Source organism: Vescimonas coprocola (assembly GCF_018408575.1).
Classification (GTDB): domain Bacteria; phylum Bacillota; class Clostridia; order Oscillospirales; family Oscillospiraceae; genus Vescimonas; species Vescimonas coprocola.
Genome location: NZ_AP023418.1, coordinates 696565 through 712219, shown reverse-complemented (window position 1 = coordinate 712219; position 15655 = coordinate 696565). Strand labels below are relative to the sequence as shown.

The window sequence follows — 15655 nt, the reverse complement described above, 5'->3', positions numbered from 1 at the left end:
CTCCTGTATTGCATCCGGGACTTACCGCCCCAGCAGCTTTCCATAAATATTCCGGTAGGCCCCGGCGCTGCGATCCCAGCTGAAATCGCCCTCCATGCCCCGCCGCCGCACCATGCGGAAGCCCTCTGCATCGCCGTGGTACAGGCCCACCGCCTGCCCGATGGTGTCCAGCATGGCCCCGGCGTCGTAGGCGGCAAAGACATAGCCGTTGCCGTCGGGCTGCCCCACCTGACAGGACCGGACGGTGTCGTTGAGACCGCCGGTCTGCCGGACGATGGGTACAGCACCATAGCGCATGGCGATCATCTGCGACAGGCCGCAAGGCTCGCTCTTAGAGGGCATCAGAAACAGGTCGCTGCCGGCATAGATGCGGCGGGACAGGCCTTCGTTGTAGCCGATCCAGGCACACAGCCGTCCCGGATAGCGGTTCTGAGCGTGGCGGAAGAAATTCTCATATCCACCGTCACCGCTGCCCAGCACCACCAGCTGACAGCCGGTGGCCATGATGCCATCCAGCGCCTGACACACCAGATCCACGCCCTTGTGTCCCACCAGCCGGGTCACCATAGAGAGGACCGGTGTCCCCTCCTCCTGAGCAAGGCCCAGCTCCTGCTGAAGTGCCGCCTTGCATAAGGTCTTCCCCTCCGACTCCGCCGCCGTGTATCGGGCGGGCAGATCGGGGTCGCACTCCGGGTCATAGCTCACCATATCGATGCCGTTGAGCACGCCGGAGAATTTCCACTGGATGCTGCGCACCACGCTGTCCAGTCCGGCGGCATAGGCGCTCTCCCGCAGCTGGGCGGCGTAGGTGGGGCTGACGGTGGTCACGGCGTCCGCCGTCACCATGGCCCCCTTCATGAGGTTCACGCACCCATCCATCTGTAGAACGCCGCTCTCGTACCAGTCTCCCCGGTTCAGGCCGAAAAGATCCTCCACCGTGTCGGCGCCGTACTTGCCCTGATACTCGATGTTGTGAATGGTGAACACGGTGGAAACGTTTTCAGCCACAGTTTTCAAGTAAATCGGCACCAGTGCAGTCTGCCAGTCGTTGCAGTGGATCACCTCCGGCCGCCACTCCAGCATGGGAAGCACCGACACCACCGCCTTGGAAAAGAAGGCAAACCGCTCTCCGTCGTCCATCTGGCCATACAGCGCCCCACGGCGGAAGTACCGCTCGTTATCCAGAAAATACCAGACGACGCCCCGGTGCTCCAGCGAGAACAGGCCGCAATACTCATGCCGCCACGCCAGGTCCACATAGGTATAGCCGTGCCAGCGCATTTTCTCTCTCCATGCGTCCGAAACTTGCCCGTACAGCGGCAGGATCACCGCCGCACGATCCCCACCGGCAGCCACCGCCGGCGGGAGACTTCCCAGCACATCCGCAAGACCTCCGGTCTTGCAGAAGGGAGCCGCCTCGCTGGTCACATATAAGATATCCATGCCGTTACCTCCTTGCACCCCCTCCCCGCAGTCTGCGGGGAGGGACGTGATTCGTTTATACGGTGGCGTTGCGGGCCACCACCACAGGATAGCTCTCGTCTCCGATGAGGGTGCGTCCCTCCCGGATGGTCACAGCCTTGTCGGCAATGACGCAGCGCAGGGTGGCATCCTTTTTCACCACCGTGCCCTTAAAGAGCACGCAGTTCTCCACCTGCGCTCCCTTCTCTACCCGGACACCCCGAAACAGGATGCAGTTTTTCACGCTGCCCTGAATATCGCAGCCATCGGCAATGAGGGAATTCTCGCACACCCCGGCGGGATCCAGATACGTCGGGGGCGCATCGTTCTCCTTGGCCAGAATGGGCCGTTGGGGGTCGAACAGCAGCCGCCGCTGAGCCGGATCCAGCAGCTCCATGCTGCGGCGGTAGTAGGTCTGTACCGTATCGATGCGGGCAGCATACCCCTGCCACACATAGGCGTGCAGATGCAGCCGATCCTTCTGATCCTGTAAAATGTGGTGGCGGAAGCTGTACCGGTTGTGGGCCATGCACTCCTCCACCAGCTGCACCAGCAGCTCCCGCCGCAGGATGCACACGTTCAGGCAGCGGTAACCCGCCGGGGTGTGGACGTCGTAGGCCACATCCACGATACGGCCCTGTTCATCCATCTCCAGATAGGTATCGCTGGGGTCGCCGGGCTCCGCCGTGCATACCTCCGTCAGGTCGGCCCCGGAGGCGATATGCGCCTGCAATACCTGCTCCAGCGGCAGGTTGATGACCAGATCGCTGTCCGCCAGCACCACATACTCCTGCCGGATCTCCCGTAGGTACTCCAGCACGCAGCCCAGCGCCTCCACCTTCCCCCGGAAGCGTCCGGCGGAGTTGCGGCTCTCGGCATAGGCGAAGGCCGGCAGCAGCGTCAGCCCGCCCCGATTGCGGCTCAGATCCCAGCTGCGGCCGTTGCCCAGATGATCCAGCATACTCTGGCACTTGCCGTGCATGATGACGCCCACGTCGTGGATCCCGGCGTTGACCATGCTGGAGAGCATAAAGTCCACCACCCGGTAGTTGCCGCCGAAGGGCATGGAGCCGGGGATGCGGTGGGCGATCAGATCCCCCAGCCCCGTGGGCTTTCCGTAAGAAAAGATGATGCCGTGCATGGTGTGGTTCATGCCTTCACCTCCCCGTGATGCCGGTCCAGCAGAGTCTTGGCGGAGACGATCTCCCCGTCCCCTATCACGGTACCGGGTCCCAGCACCGCCACGCCCCAGTCATCCGGATCCTGTGCCGTCTCCGGCGGAGCGCCCACCTGAGCGTCCCTGCCGATGCGGCAGTTCTCACCCACGATGGCGTACTGCACCACGGCTCCCGACTCCACCACGGCGCCGGGCATCAGCACGGAGTAGGAGACGACGGCCCCCTCCCCCACCTGAGTGTTGTAGCTGAGGACGCTGTTCTTCACCTCGCCCAGCACCTCGCAGCCCTTAGCCACGGCGCTGTTGCCGATGTCCGCCTTGGGCCCCACATAGGCCGGGGGACAGGAGGGCGTGCGGCTGTAAATAGGCCACCGGCGATCCAGCAGGTTCAGTCCGGAGCCGGGACTCAGCATATCCATGTTGGCGTCCCACAGGGACACCAGCGTTCCCACGTCCTTCCAGTAGCCGTCAAAGCGCCATGCGGTCATCCGTTCTCCCGCCGCCAACATGGCGGGGATGATGTTCTTGCCGAAGTCGTTTTCCGAGGTGGGGTCCGCCTCGTCGGCCACCAGATACTCCCGCAGCTTGCTCCATGTGAAGATATAAATACCCATCGACGCCAGATTGCTCTTGGGTTCCTTGGGCTTCTCGGCAAACTCCGTGATGCGGTCCTCCCCGTCCACCGACATGATACCGAAGCGGCTGGCCTCCGCCCACGGCACCTCCATCACGGCGATGGTGCAGGCAGCCCCGGTCTCCTTGTGGCGGCGCAGCATCACGGCATAGTCCATCTTATAGATGTGGTCGCCGGAGAGCACCGCCACATACTCCGGATCGTACAGATCCACGAAGCCGATGTTCTGATAGATGGCGTTGGCCGTCCCCTTGTACCAGCTGGCGCCGGTGGCGCTCTGGTAGGGCGGCAGAATGTGAACGCCGCCGTCCAGCCGGTCCAGCTCCCACGGCTGACCGTTGCCGATGTAGCTGTTGAGCTCCAGCGGCCGGTACTGGGTCAGCACGCCCACAGTGTCGATACCGGAGTTGGCGCAGTTGGACAGGGGAAAATCAATGATGCGGAACTTCCCGCCAAAGGGTACCGCAGGCTTTGCCATGTCGCCGGTAAGCACATACAGCCGGCTCCCCTGTCCGCCGGCCAGAAGCATGGCGACACATTCTTTTTTCATGTCCGTCCCTCCGTTCCGTTTTTCGGTTCTGCGGGCCGCCTGGACCGGCCCTTGAGGATCACCCCGCCCAGCGGCGGGATCCTGATTTTCAGGGACCTTTCCCGCCCGTGGGAGGGAATGTCCTCCACGGTCAGCAGCCCCTCATTGCACACACCGGAGCCGCCCCACTGGAGGCTGTCGGTATTGAACACCTCTTCATAATACCGCTTGCCCCCCGGCACGCCGAAGCGGTAGTCCTCCCACGCCTCCGGGGAGAAATTCACCGCACAGACCAGCTCATGGCCCGCCCGATCCCGCCGCAGGAACACGATGACGTTGCTGCGGTTGTCATCGACCACCAGCCACTCGAAGCCATTCCAGTCGCTGTCGTTCTCCCACAGGGGCCGGTTTTTCCGATAAAAGCGGTTCAGCTCCCGGATACATTCATGAGTCCGGCGGCAGTCCTCCTGCTCCAGCAGATACCAGTCCAGCTGTCCGGCGAAATCCCACTCGTGCCATTGGGCCAGTTCCGTTCCCATGAAGGTCAGCTTCTTGCCGGGGTGCGCCAGCAGGTACAGGTAAAAGCCCCGCACCCCCGCCAGCTGCCGCCAGTCGTCGCCGGGCATCTTCCCCCGGAGGGAGCCCTTCATGTGAACCACCTCGTCGTGGGACACCGGCAGCACGAACCGCTCCGAGAAGGCATACACCATGGAGAAGGTCACATCCTTGTGGTGGTACTGGCGGAACCACGGATCCATTTTCAGATAGTGGCAGATGTCGTTCATCCACCCCATGTTCCACTTGAGGTCGAAGCCCAGACCTCCCTCCTCTACGGGCCATGTGACCTTGGGCCACGCCGTGGACTCCTCCGCCGCCGTCAGGGCCGGCGGATCCATGGCGGCGGCCATCCGGTTCAGATCCTGCAAAAAGGAGATGGCCTCCAGATTCTCATGGCCGCCGTAGACGTTGGGCCGCCACTCCTGCCGGTCATAGTCCAGATACAGCATAGACGCCACGGCATCCACCCGCAGGCCGTCCATGTGGTACTCCCGCAGCCACCACGCCGCCGAGGACAGCAGGAAGCTCCGCACCTCGCCCCGGCCGAAGTCAAAGACCCGTGTTCCCCATCCGGCGTGTTCCCGCTTCAGGGGGTCGCCGTACTCGTACAGGCAGGTGCCGTCGAAATCGATGAGCCCGTGCTCATCCTTGCAGAAGTGGGCCGGCACCCAGTCCAGGATCACGGCGATCCCGGCCCGATGCATCCGATCCACGAAATATTTCAAATCCTCCGGGGTGCCGTAGCGGGCGGTGGGTGCAAAATACCCCACACACTGATACCCCCACGAGTCATCCAGCGGATACTCCGTCACCGGCAGCAGCTCCACGGCGTGATAGCCCATGTCCCGAACATAAGGGGCCAGCCGGTCCGCCAGCTGCCGATAGGTGAGAAAGCTGCCGTCCTCCTGCCGCTGCCAGGAGCCGGGATGCACCTCGTAGATGTTGAGTGGCCCCTCCCACAGAGGCTCCCGGCGGCGCTTTCCCCTCCATGCCGCATCCCGCCACGGATAGGGTGCCATCTCCCACAGACGGCTGGCGTTCGCCGGACGCAGCTGGCTGTAAACGCCGTAGGGATCCGCCTTCCAGCGGGTGCGCCCGTCGGCGCCCTCCACCACATATTTATAGGACTGCCCCACTTGGGCCTGCGGCACCGTGGTCTCCCAGATGCCCTCCGGCCAGCGGTTCATGGCAAGGCCCTGCCAGTCGCTGAAGTCCCCCGCCACCCGGACGCTCCGAGCATTGGGGGCATAGACCCGGAAGCACCAGCCCTCCGCCGTGCGGTGTGCGCCCAGCAGAGACTGCGCCTCCTGCCAGCTGCCCTCAAAAAACCGTTTCAGACCGCCTTCCATGCTCTCCCCTCCGTCTCTGGGGCAGGCGCAAACTCCCCTACCCCACCTTTGTGGGCTTATTTTACTCCAATCCCCTCCCCCCGTCAAGCGCCGGTGGCCGTCAAGACACCATTTCTACGAATCCCACAACGAAAAAGCGCACGGGCTATCCCGTGCGCTTTTTTCAGCCTTTTCCGCAGCTTATGAAAGTCCCTTCCAACCATCCGATGCGTTCTTGCGGCGGCCGCCCGGATATGCTATACTCTCCTTATCAACGATGTACATCTCCACCATGAAAGGAGCCCTCCATGCTGACCATCCGCAGAGCCGCTGTCGCCGATCAGCCGCAGCTTATGGCCATCTATCGCACGGCGCAGGAATATATGCTGCAAACCGGAAATCCCACCCAGTGGGGCCGCTCCTATCCGTCGCCGGAGCTGATCCGCTCCGATATCGCTCAGGGCATCTGCCGGGTCCTTAGCGATGAAGCCGGGATACATGGGGTGTTTGCGCTGCTGGATACCCCCGAACCCACCTATTCCCGGATAGAGGGTGCCTGGCGGAACGACGCCCCCTACCTCACCATCCACCGTCTGGCCGGGGACGGCCGGACACACGGTCTCTTCCGCTGTGCTGCGGACTACTGCAAGGCCATTTCCCGGAATGTCCGAGCGGATACCCACGCCGACAACCGCACCATGCAGCATTTGCTGGAGGAGAACGGCTTCCTCCCCTGCGGCACGATCCATGTGCGGGACGGAACGCCCCGGCTGGCATACCATTGGACGGCAGACCGCCCGTGACCTGTACGCCATCCACCGCCTTGCGGCCCCAGCACTCCCCCATACAGCACGCAAAAAGGCCCGGCGCATCATGCGCCGGGCCTTTTCATCGCTATTTTTGCCGCAAGTCAGCTGCTTACTCCTCGTCTTCATCCTCGGCATCCGCCAGATCGCTCAGGTCGAACTCCAGCTTCTCGCCGCAGTTGGGGCAGCGGATCTCGCCGCTCTCCAGCGTGTCCTCGTCGAACACGATCTCCTCCTCGCAGACGGGGCAGGTGGTCTCGAAGTACTCCTCGTCGTCATCCTCGTCCTCGTCATACTCGTCGTCATCGTCCTCCAGCTCGTAGAGGGCCTCCTCCACCTCGCACAGGTCGTCGCTGACGGCGTCCAGACCGTCCTCCACGTCGCACAGCTCGTCCTCCAGATCCTCGAACTTCCCGGACATATCGTCCAACACGTCGATGATGGCGGCAATGAGCTTGCCCTCCTTGGACTCGGTGTCCAGAGCCAGCCCCTCGGCCAGACCCTTCAGATACGCTACCTTCTCAGAAATCTCCATGTTTGTTCTCCTTTCTAAGTACGGTGGTCCTTTCCTTACTTGGCCCGGCCGATGTACTCGCCGGTACGGGTGTCGATACTGATCTTATCACCGATGTTGATGAACAGGGGCACCTTCACCTCAGCGCCGGTCTCCACGGTGGCGGGCTTGAGGGTGTTGGTGGCGGTGTTGCCGGCCAGACCGGGCTCGGTCTCGGTGACCTCCAGATCCATGAAGTTGGGACACTCCAGGCCAAAGACGCTGCCCTTGTAGCTCAGCACCTTGCAGACGGTGTTCTCGGTGACGAAGCGGAAGGCGTCGCCCAGAATATCCTTGTTCAGGGGGACCATGTCATAGGTCTCCTGATCCATGAAGTAGTACAGGTCGCCGTCGTTGTAGCTGTAAGCCATGTCCTTGCGCTCCACGAAGGCCTCCTCGAACTTAGCGGTGGGGTTGAAGGAAGTCTCGGTGACGGCGCCGGTCACCACGTTCTTCATCTTGGTGCGGACGAAGGCAGCGCCCTTGCCGGGCTTGACGTGCTGGAACTCCACGACCGTCATGATCTTGCCCTCGTACTCGAAGGTCTTGCCGTTTCTGAAATCACCGGCAGTAATAGTTGCCATAGTTGTATCCTCCCATATTATGAGAAAATCTCCTTCTGTGGGAGTATTTCCTCGGATTCATGAATTTGCATAGCAGTTGTATTTTACATGATATGTCCCGTTTTGGCAAGGGCTTTGCCATATTTTTTCCCGCTTTCCGGGGAAATTATGTATGCCGGCGGCGGCAGACGGCCTTAAAGGGCGCCTGCAAGGCGTGGAGCACCCAGTTCCATGCACCCTTCGGCCCTCCGGCAGGCTCCACCATCAGGGCCAGTACCCCCGCCAGATTGGCCCCCAGCATATCCGTCAGCAGCTTATCCCCCAGCATGGCCGTCTCGGCGGCGGTGACTCCGGCCCGCTCCATAGCCCGGCGGAAGCCCGTGGTGCGGGGCTTCTGTGCATGGCCCACATAGGGGATGCCCAACTCTCGGCAAAAGGTCTCCACCCGGTGGGAGGAGCGGTTGTTGGACAGGATCATCACCTGCACCCCGCCTTCCTCCATGCGGCGCAGCCACTCCCTTACCCGGTCGTCCGGGTGAGGGACGTACTTAGGAGCCAGCGTATAGTCCAGATCGCTCAGCAGCAGACGGATACCCCGCTGCCGCAGATACTCCGGGGTGATCTCCTCATAGGTTTCAAACAGCCGGTCCGGCACCAATGATACTCGCATACATCCGCTCCTGCCTACATAATCTGCCTATGGTATCCTCGGGCAAAGAGAATCTCTCCGCATCATTCCGACCCTTCTCTCTGCCTGTCAGCGCTATCATACCATGAAATCCGCCGGATGACAAGGGGGACTGAACATGACGCTGTATCTCACCGCCGCACCGGACCGGCTGGCGCAGGCCAGAGCCGCCACAGCCCAGCTGGCCCATGCGGCCTACCGCATCGGGCCGGGCTCCCAGCTGCTGGCAGCGCCCCTCCCGGCGGCGCTGCGGGGTGGCCTGATGGTGGTATCTGACCGACAGGCCCCGGCAGTGGAGCAGCCGGAGCCGCTGGCCCGTCAGCTGGTGCGGGTGTGCCTGCGGCGGGGCTTTTCCGGGATAGTGCTGGATCTGGAGGAGCTGCCGGAGGGCCGGTGGGCGGAGGATCGGGCGGCCCTGATCCGGCAGCTGGCGCCGCTGCTGACGGCCTACGGCCGCCGCCTCTATGTGCCGGAGATCTACGCCGCTGCCTCGCCGGAGACGGTGGTGCTGCTGTGTACCGCCCTCTCCGGCGGCAGCCTGCAGGGTCGTCTGGAGGAGGCCTGCGCCGCCTACGGCGCTCAGCGGCTGGCGTTGGATCTGGAGCGGCTGATGATGGACTTCCCCCTGCCCTGCCCCAGCGGCGAGGGGGTGCGGCTGAGTCGGGAGGAGCTGTCCATACGGATGCAGGGACGGTCCGTGTTCTACGCCGAGGATCTGTGCGCCCGGTACTTCACCTATCGCCGGGGCGGACAGACACATTTTGTTCTCTTTGATGACGCCGGAACGCTGAAGCGGAAAATGGAGATGGGGCAAGTACTGGGCATCCGGGAGGGGTTCGTGATGCTGCCGGAGGTGGAGGATCTCACGGGATTTCTCTTCACCGGGGAAGGCTGACGCATCGAAAATCTGAAAAAACGAAGGTCTGAGCAGATGCTCAGACCTTCGCAGTGAGATCAATAATATCTCTTGTTTCTGTTCTTGCGGGCAGCCTCGGACTTCTTGCGGCGCTTCACGCTGGGGCTTTCGTAGCACTCTCTCTTACGCACCTCAGCCAGAACGCCAGCCTTCGCACAGCTTCTCTTGAAACGCTTCAGAGCGCTATCCAGGGACTCGCCTTCCTTGACGTGTACTTCGGACATCTATTTTTCCCTCCCTCCGATGCACCCGGCTATTTCCAGGGTGCTCTTTAAGAGCCACTATACATGACTTTAACAGGGGATATTATACCGGGAAGTATGGTACTTGTCAAGGCATTTTCAGAAAAAACGGCGGGAATTGCGAAAAAAGTCCCGCCTGTCGATACAGGCGGGACTTGCATTCAAAACGGTACTGATTTAGCTTATTGCAGTGCCGTCAATGGTCAGTTTACCGGTGGTGCCGGGAACAAAGCGTCCGTACAGCTCGCTCTGACCGGCAGGAGCGGTCTTGCTGTCCTGTGCAAGGGTATTGCCGGTAGAAACGGCATGGTTGATGGTGACCTCGCCAACATTGGCCGTACCCACCACTACGCCGACACGCCAGCCACCATCATCCGTGGAGTGCAGTTTGGTATTCGTCACCGTGCAGTCGGTGATGGAGTGATAGGTGGCGGGGTTTGCACCGGCGTGACCGATGATACCGCCCACAGAGCCTTTGGCCGTGATTTCGCAGTTATCCACAGAGCATTTGGTGATGGTCACATAGGTATCCACCGGACCGTCATTGGGTTTGTTATAGCCGGAGGACCAGCCCACAAGGCCACCCACACGAGCGCCAGCGGTGCTGGTGATGGTGGAATTGGTCAAATGGCAGTTGACCAATTCGATTTTCGGCATGGAATCCACATTGCAGATGAATGCACCGATGCCCTGCGTATTGGTGCTGTCGTTGATGGTCATCTTATCCAACGTCAGATCCTTGATCACGATACCGGAGGTACCGGCAAAACCGCCGGCGAACAGAGCGTTGTTCAGGCCGGAGATGGTATGGCCGTTGCCCTCCACCGTAATGACACCGGCGCCACGATAACCATCCACCGTAATGGGCGTCCAGGTCTCGCCCTCTGCCAGCGTGATATCCTCGTTGATGATGACCTTGTTGTCGCCGGAGCCTGCATCCGTGAGGGTGGTCAGTGCCGTTCTCAGCTCCTCAGCCGTTGCAACGGTAACGGTGGTGGGTACCTTTTCGGGATACTCGGCAGCGTTATCGTATCTGTTGTTGAAGCTGTCGCTCTCTACGGTGTCCTGCGTAGCCACCACGGTGATGGTGATGTTCTTGAGCTCCTTGCCCATGTAATCATTGCCTGCGGTGGTATCCATCGTACCGGTGAGGGTGATCAGACCGGTCGATGCCTTATCCGTACCCTTGGCGGTCAGGTGACCTTCCTGATGGATGTCAAAGGCAGTTCCATCCGCCGTCTTATAGGTAAAGGTGATGACCTTCAGCAGACCAGAGTCACCCTCCAGACCGGTAACAACGATTTTGTACTTCAGGGCCAGATTGCCCTTGTTGACGATCTGGAAGGGGGTCAGCTCATAGGTGCAGCCCGGCTCCCACAGGGGATTCTGCTCTTCGTCAAAAGCGGTACCCTCCTGCGTTTTCCATGCCAGATTTTTGATTGCATTGCCGTTTTCGTCCTGAATCTCGATATCCAGATTACCGGCCTGGATCTTGTTGACACCCGTGCTTGCGGTGTCGGTGAACCATGCAAAGGTAGCGCCTACCAACATGGCCAGGCACAAGACCATGGCCATGACGCTGCCCAGCAAGGCCCGTTTGGTGGACTTGCGATTTGTCATGATATCTTCCTCCTATTTTCTTGTGCGTGACCGATGGAGCGCTTGCACAGGGAGTGTTCCTTCGTCACACTGTCTATACACGCATGTTAGCACTCCTTACGGCAAATTGCAAGAGGGAACGCCAATTTTCATCGATTTGACGCAAATATTTGCAGTGTGCTTATGCAGCATTACATAAAATACCACATTCTCCGGGGAAAAAGGGGTTTTTGGGCAGAATAAGCGCCGTCCCCTTTGCGGGAGGCGGCGCTTCTGCGTTTTTACTTGGCGGGCTTGACGATGAGGTTGATGAGCTTATTCTTCACCAGAATGGTCTTAACGACCGTCATGCCGTCGGCGGCCTTCTGAACCTTATCCAGCGCCAGAGCGGCGGCCTTCACCGTCTCCTCGTCGCTGTCCATAGCCACGGTAACGGTACCCTTGAGCTTGCCGTTGATTTGCACGGCCATCTCCACGTGGGAGTCCACGGTCTTGGACTCGTCCCAAGTGGGCCAAGGCATCTGCATGGCCATCTTGCCGGTCTTGGCGGCGTAGCCGGTGAGCTCCCACATCTCCTCCACCATGTGGGGGGCGAAGGGAGAGAGCATCAGCATCAGCTGCTGCAGGTCGCCACGGGTCAGGCCGGAGGAGTAGAACTCGTTGACCATGGCCATGAGGGCGGCAATAGCGGTGTTCATCTTCAGGTCGTCGATGTCGGTGGTGACCTTCTTGATGGTCTTGTGGATGATGGAGGCGTTCTTCCCGGAGATCTCATCGCTGTCCTGCGCCAACTCCATGAGGTTCCAGCAGCGATCCAGGAAGCGCTTGGAGCCCTTGACGGCCTCGTTGGACCATGTGACGGCCTTCTCGAAGTCACCAATGAACATGATGTGCAGACGCATGGTGTCGGCGCCGTACTGGGCCACGATATCGTTGGGATTGACCACGTTGCCGCGGGACTTGGACATCTTCTCGCCGCCCTCGCCAAGGATCATGCCGTGGCTGGTGCGCTTGGCGTAGGGTTCCTTGGTGGGGACCACACCGATGTCATAGAGGAACTTATGCCAGAAGCGGGAGTACAGCAGGTGCAGAGTGGTATGCTCCATGCCGCCGTTGTACCAGTCCACGGGGCTCCAATAATCCAGCGCCTCCTTGCTGGCCAGCGCCTTGTCGTTGTGGGGGTCCATATAGCGCAGGAAGTACCAGCTGGAGCCGGCCCACTGGGGCATGGTGTCCGTCTCCCGCTTGGCGGGGCCGCCGCAGCAGGGGCAGGTAGTGTTGACCCAATCGGTCATCTTGCTGAGGGGGCTTTCGCCGTCATCGGTGGGCTCGTAGCTCTCCACCTGCGGCAGCACCACAGGCAGCTGCTCCTCCGGCACCGGCACCCAGCCGCACTTTTCGCAGTTCACCAGAGGGATGGGCTCGCCCCAATAGCGCTGGCGGGAGAACACCCAGTCACGGAGCTTGAAGTTCACCTTCTCCTTGCCGAAGCCCTGCTCCACCACGTACTTCTTCATGGCGGGGATGGCCTCCTTGACGGTCATACCGTTGAGGAAGCCGGAGTTGACCATGATGGCGGTGTCATCCTTGGCCACGAAGGCCTCCTTGGTGACGTCGCCGCCCTGCACCACCTCGATGATGGGCAGGCCGAACTTCTTGGCAAACTCCCAGTCACGCTGATCGTGGCCGGGGACACCCATGACCACGCCGGTGCCGTAGCCCATGAGGACGTAGTCGGAGACGAACAGAGGCAGCGGCTTGTGGGTGACGGGATTGATGGCCTCGATGCCCTCCAGCCGGACGCCAGTCTTTTCCTTGTTCAGTTCACCACGCTCGAAGTCGGACTTGCGGGCAGCCTCCTCCTGATAGGCGGCCACGGCATCCCAGTTCTTGATGTGGGGCTGCCAGTTCTTCAGCAGGGGATGCTCCGGGGAGATGACCATATAGGAGGTGCCGAACAGGGTATCGGCACGGGTGGTATAGACGGTGACCTCGTCACCGATGTTGGTCTGGAAGGTGATCTCGGCGCCGGTGGAACGGCCGATCCAGTTGCGCTGCTGGATCTTGACACGTTCGATGTAGTCCACATCCTCCAGATCGTCCAGCAGGCGCTGGGCGTAGGCGGTGATCTTCAGCATCCACTGGCTCTTCTCCTTACGGATGACCTCGCTGCCGCAGCGCTCGCAGACGCCGTTGACCACTTCCTCGTTGGCCAGCACGCACTTGCAGCTGGTACACCAGTTGACGGGCATAGTGGTCTTATAGGCAAGGCCACGCTTGAACATCTGCTGGAAGATCCACTGGGTCCACTTGTAGTAGCTGGGGTCGGTGGTGTCGATGCAGCGGTCCCAATCGAAACCGTAGCCCAGCATTTTCAGCTGGCTGGTGAAGTTGGCGATGTTCTGCTTGGTGACGATGGCGGGGTGGATATGGTTCTTGATGGCATAGTTCTCCGTGGGCAGGCCGAAGGCATCGAAGCCGATGGGGTACAGGACGTTGTAGCCCTCCATACGCTTTTTGCGAGTGACGATGTCCATGGCCGTGAAGGGCCGGGGATGGCCCACGTGCAGTCCCTGACCGGAGGGGTAGGGGAACTCGATGAGGCCGTAGAACTTGGGGCGCTTGTCCCCGGTGACGGCGGCGTAGGGCTTGGTCTCCTCCCACCGCTTCTGCCACTTTTTCTCGATGGCAGCAAAATCGTACTTCATGTCGTTTTCTCCTTTTATGTTACAGTCTTTTCCTGACAAAACAAAAGCCCCCGACCGCTGCTGCGGTCAGGGGCGAAGCAACTCGCTGTACCACCCTGCTTCCGTGATGAGGTTCTCCCCCCTCACGCTCAGGCGGCTTTAACGCAGGCCATACGTCCCGCCCTGTTCAGGCAGGAGGCTCCGGGGCCAGTACAGCAAGGCACCTCCGCCGACTCACACCATACGTCGGCTCTCTTGGGGGCAGGTCTGCCTTGCCTTTTTCCCTTCATTGCTTTTGACAATACCCTTTTATGATAATATTCTTCGATGGATTTGTCAAGCGTTTAGCCGGGAATTGTTTTATTCCTTGGCGTCCACCACGCCCGTCAGATCCACCGGCGTACCGTCACGCCACAGGCGCTCCAGCCCGTAGAACTCACGGGCCTCGGCGTTAAAGACGTGGACAGCGATGCAACCGTAGTCCAGCAGCACCCACGTGCCGCCACGGTAGCCCTCCCGGTGCAGGGGATCCTCCTCCGCCTCCTCCAGCAGGACCTTCTCCACGTTGTCCACCAGTGCGTTGATCTGGGTGTTGGAGGAGCCGGTGGCGATGACAAAGTAGTCCGCCAGCGTGGTCAGCTCCCCGATCTCCAGCACCTGAATTTCCTTTCCCTTTTTATCCGACAGCGCACGGGCTGCCAACAGCGCCAGCTCCTTGGCATTTTTCATTTTGCTTCACCTCTTAACAGAAAATCTCTCGCTTCCAGCGTATCATGATGCACGGGATTGCCCATGCGCTCCATCTCGTCGATGGTGTCGGACAGGCCCATCAGGAGGCCCTTGTCCAGATCGTCGTATACCGCACGGCGCAGTCTCTCCACCCCCGGAAAGTCCCGATTGGGCTCGATGTAGTCCGCCAGATAGATGACCTTTTCCAGCAGGGTCATATCCGGCTTGCCGGTGGTGTGCCAGCGGATGGCCTTGTAAACGGCGTCCTTCACGCCGAAGATGTCACGGGCCACAGCGGCGCCGGTCTTGGCGTGCAGCAGCTTCAGGGCGTGCTGCTCCAGCTCGTCCAGCCGAATATCGTACCTGCGGCACAGGGCCAGCTGCTGCTCCATATCCAGCTTCTTGGTGCAGTCGTGGAGGAGGGCGGCGATGCGGGCATCCGTCTCGTCGGCCCCGTAGCGCCGGGCCAGCCGGATGGCCTCCTGCTCTGTTCCCAGCACATGGGGCATCCGCTTGGGCTTTAAGAAGCTCAGGGCGATGGGCCGCAGCTCCTCCGGCGTCAGGTGCTTCAGCTCCGCATGGGTGCCGTAGAGCCGCTGGCGCAGGATGTAGCCGTACACCGCCTCCGGCAGATACTCCCTGCCCTCCGGCAGCAGCTGCCGCAGACGGGTGGAGGAGATATCCACCACATGGGGGTTCTCCACCACCGTCACCTGCGCCCCGAAGGTCTCCTCCAGATATGCCCTCTGCCGGGCAAAGCGCTGCTGCTCCGGGTCCCCGGTGCGGCTGAAGGCCGCCACACGGGCAAGGCGCAGGATCTCCTGCGGCTCACGCCAGTCCTGCAAGGACAGGAACATATCCGTTCCCATCAGCAGCCACAGCTCATCCTCCGGGTACTGCCGGCGCAGGGTGCGGAGGGTATCCGCCGTGTAGCTCTTCCCCCGCCGCTTCACCTCCACGTCCAGCACCTGTGCAGGGCAGGACAGCTCCGCCGTGGCCAGCGTGGCCATCTCCAGACGCTGGGCGGCATCGGCGCCGCCCTCCGGCAGTGCCTTATGAGGCGGGATGCTGGCGGGGATCAGCAGCAGAAGGTCCAGCCCCAACTGCTGCGCCGCTGCCTGTGCCGCCGTGATATGGCCCCGGTGAATGGGGTCAAAGGTCCCGCCGTAAATACCGATCTTCATA

The 15655-nt window shown here is 61.2% G+C and carries 14 protein-coding genes; 2 read left to right on the top strand and 12 right to left on the bottom strand.

From position 1 onward, the window contains the following. Positions 1 to 21: 21 nt before the first annotated feature. Genes KJS28_RS03515 through glgB form a run of 4 tightly spaced genes read right to left on the bottom strand, consistent with a single transcriptional unit; the run spans position 22 to position 5708 of the window. A complete protein-coding gene (locus KJS28_RS03515; RefSeq protein WP_213541758.1) occupies positions 22 to 1443 on the bottom strand; it encodes a glycogen synthase in 1422 nt (473 codons plus the stop codon). Positions 1444 to 1498: 55 nt separating this feature from the next. Further along, positions 1499 to 2614, bottom strand: a complete 1116-nt coding sequence (glgD, locus tag KJS28_RS03510) for a glucose-1-phosphate adenylyltransferase subunit GlgD (RefSeq protein ID WP_213541757.1) — start codon at positions 2612 to 2614, stop codon at positions 1499 to 1501. Then, positions 2611 to 3822, bottom strand: a complete 1212-nt coding sequence (locus KJS28_RS03505) for a glucose-1-phosphate adenylyltransferase (RefSeq protein ID WP_213541756.1) — start codon at positions 3820 to 3822, stop codon at positions 2611 to 2613. The genes glgD and KJS28_RS03505 overlap by 4 nt, the downstream gene beginning before the upstream one ends. Continuing rightward, positions 3819 to 5708 (bottom strand): 1,4-alpha-glucan branching protein GlgB, encoded by a 1890-nt coding sequence (glgB, locus tag KJS28_RS03500; protein WP_213541755.1) that lies wholly within the window; start codon positions 5706 to 5708, stop codon positions 3819 to 3821. Before glgB ends, KJS28_RS03505 begins: the two co-directional genes overlap by 4 nt. A gap of 287 nt (positions 5709 to 5995) precedes the next feature. Here glgB and KJS28_RS03495 point away from each other — a divergent pair, with 287 nt between their 5' ends. Next, entirely contained in the window at positions 5996 to 6490 is a 495-nt protein-coding gene (locus KJS28_RS03495; RefSeq protein ID WP_213541754.1) for an N-acetyltransferase, read from the top strand. A 115-nt stretch (positions 6491 to 6605) separates the two neighbouring features. On the opposite strand, the gene KJS28_RS03490 is transcribed toward KJS28_RS03495, so the two are convergent. The 3 genes from KJS28_RS03490 to KJS28_RS03480 all read right to left on the bottom strand — a co-directional run bounded on the left by KJS28_RS03490 (position 6606) and on the right by KJS28_RS03480 (position 8279). Then, positions 6606 to 7028, bottom strand: coding sequence for a CD1247 N-terminal domain-containing protein (locus KJS28_RS03490; protein ID WP_213541753.1), 423 nt, complete (start codon positions 7026 to 7028; stop codon positions 6606 to 6608). A 35-nt stretch (positions 7029 to 7063) separates the two neighbouring features. Further along, a complete protein-coding gene (gene efp, locus KJS28_RS03485) occupies positions 7064 to 7630 on the bottom strand; it encodes an elongation factor P (protein WP_021859011.1) in 567 nt (188 codons plus the stop codon). A gap of 145 nt (positions 7631 to 7775) precedes the next feature. Further along, the gene (locus KJS28_RS03480) at positions 7776 to 8279 is read right to left on the bottom strand and encodes a YqeG family HAD IIIA-type phosphatase (RefSeq protein WP_213541752.1); all 504 of its coding nucleotides are present in this window, start codon (positions 8277 to 8279) and stop codon (positions 7776 to 7778) included. A gap of 136 nt (positions 8280 to 8415) precedes the next feature. Here KJS28_RS03480 and KJS28_RS03475 point away from each other — a divergent pair, with 136 nt between their 5' ends. Further along, complete coding sequence (locus KJS28_RS03475; RefSeq protein WP_213541751.1) at positions 8416 to 9192, top strand: glycoside hydrolase family 18 protein; 777 nt, start codon at positions 8416 to 8418, stop codon at positions 9190 to 9192. A gap of 59 nt (positions 9193 to 9251) precedes the next feature. On the opposite strand, the gene rpsU is transcribed toward KJS28_RS03475, so the two are convergent. From rpsU to nadD, 5 genes are all read right to left on the bottom strand, one after another. Further along, positions 9252 to 9437 carry a 30S ribosomal protein S21 gene (gene rpsU / locus KJS28_RS03470; protein WP_021859008.1) on the bottom strand — a complete coding sequence of 62 codons (186 nt, stop codon included), beginning with the start codon at positions 9435 to 9437 and terminating at the stop codon, positions 9252 to 9254. A 195-nt stretch (positions 9438 to 9632) separates the two neighbouring features. Next, positions 9633 to 11075 (bottom strand): TasA family protein, encoded by a 1443-nt coding sequence (locus KJS28_RS03465; RefSeq protein ID WP_213541750.1) that lies wholly within the window; start codon positions 11073 to 11075, stop codon positions 9633 to 9635. A 260-nt stretch (positions 11076 to 11335) separates the two neighbouring features. Further along, a complete protein-coding gene (leuS, locus tag KJS28_RS03460; RefSeq protein WP_213541749.1) occupies positions 11336 to 13762 on the bottom strand; it encodes a leucine--tRNA ligase in 2427 nt (808 codons plus the stop codon). A gap of 339 nt (positions 13763 to 14101) precedes the next feature. Next, on the bottom strand, positions 14102 to 14470 hold the full coding sequence (gene rsfS / locus KJS28_RS03455) for a ribosome silencing factor (protein WP_021859433.1): 369 nt from the start codon (positions 14468 to 14470) through the stop codon (positions 14102 to 14104). Beyond that, complete coding sequence (gene nadD, locus KJS28_RS03450) at positions 14467 to 15654, bottom strand: nicotinate-nucleotide adenylyltransferase (protein ID WP_213541748.1); 1188 nt, start codon at positions 15652 to 15654, stop codon at positions 14467 to 14469. Before nadD ends, rsfS begins: the two co-directional genes overlap by 4 nt. Position 15655 lies beyond the last annotated feature (1 nt).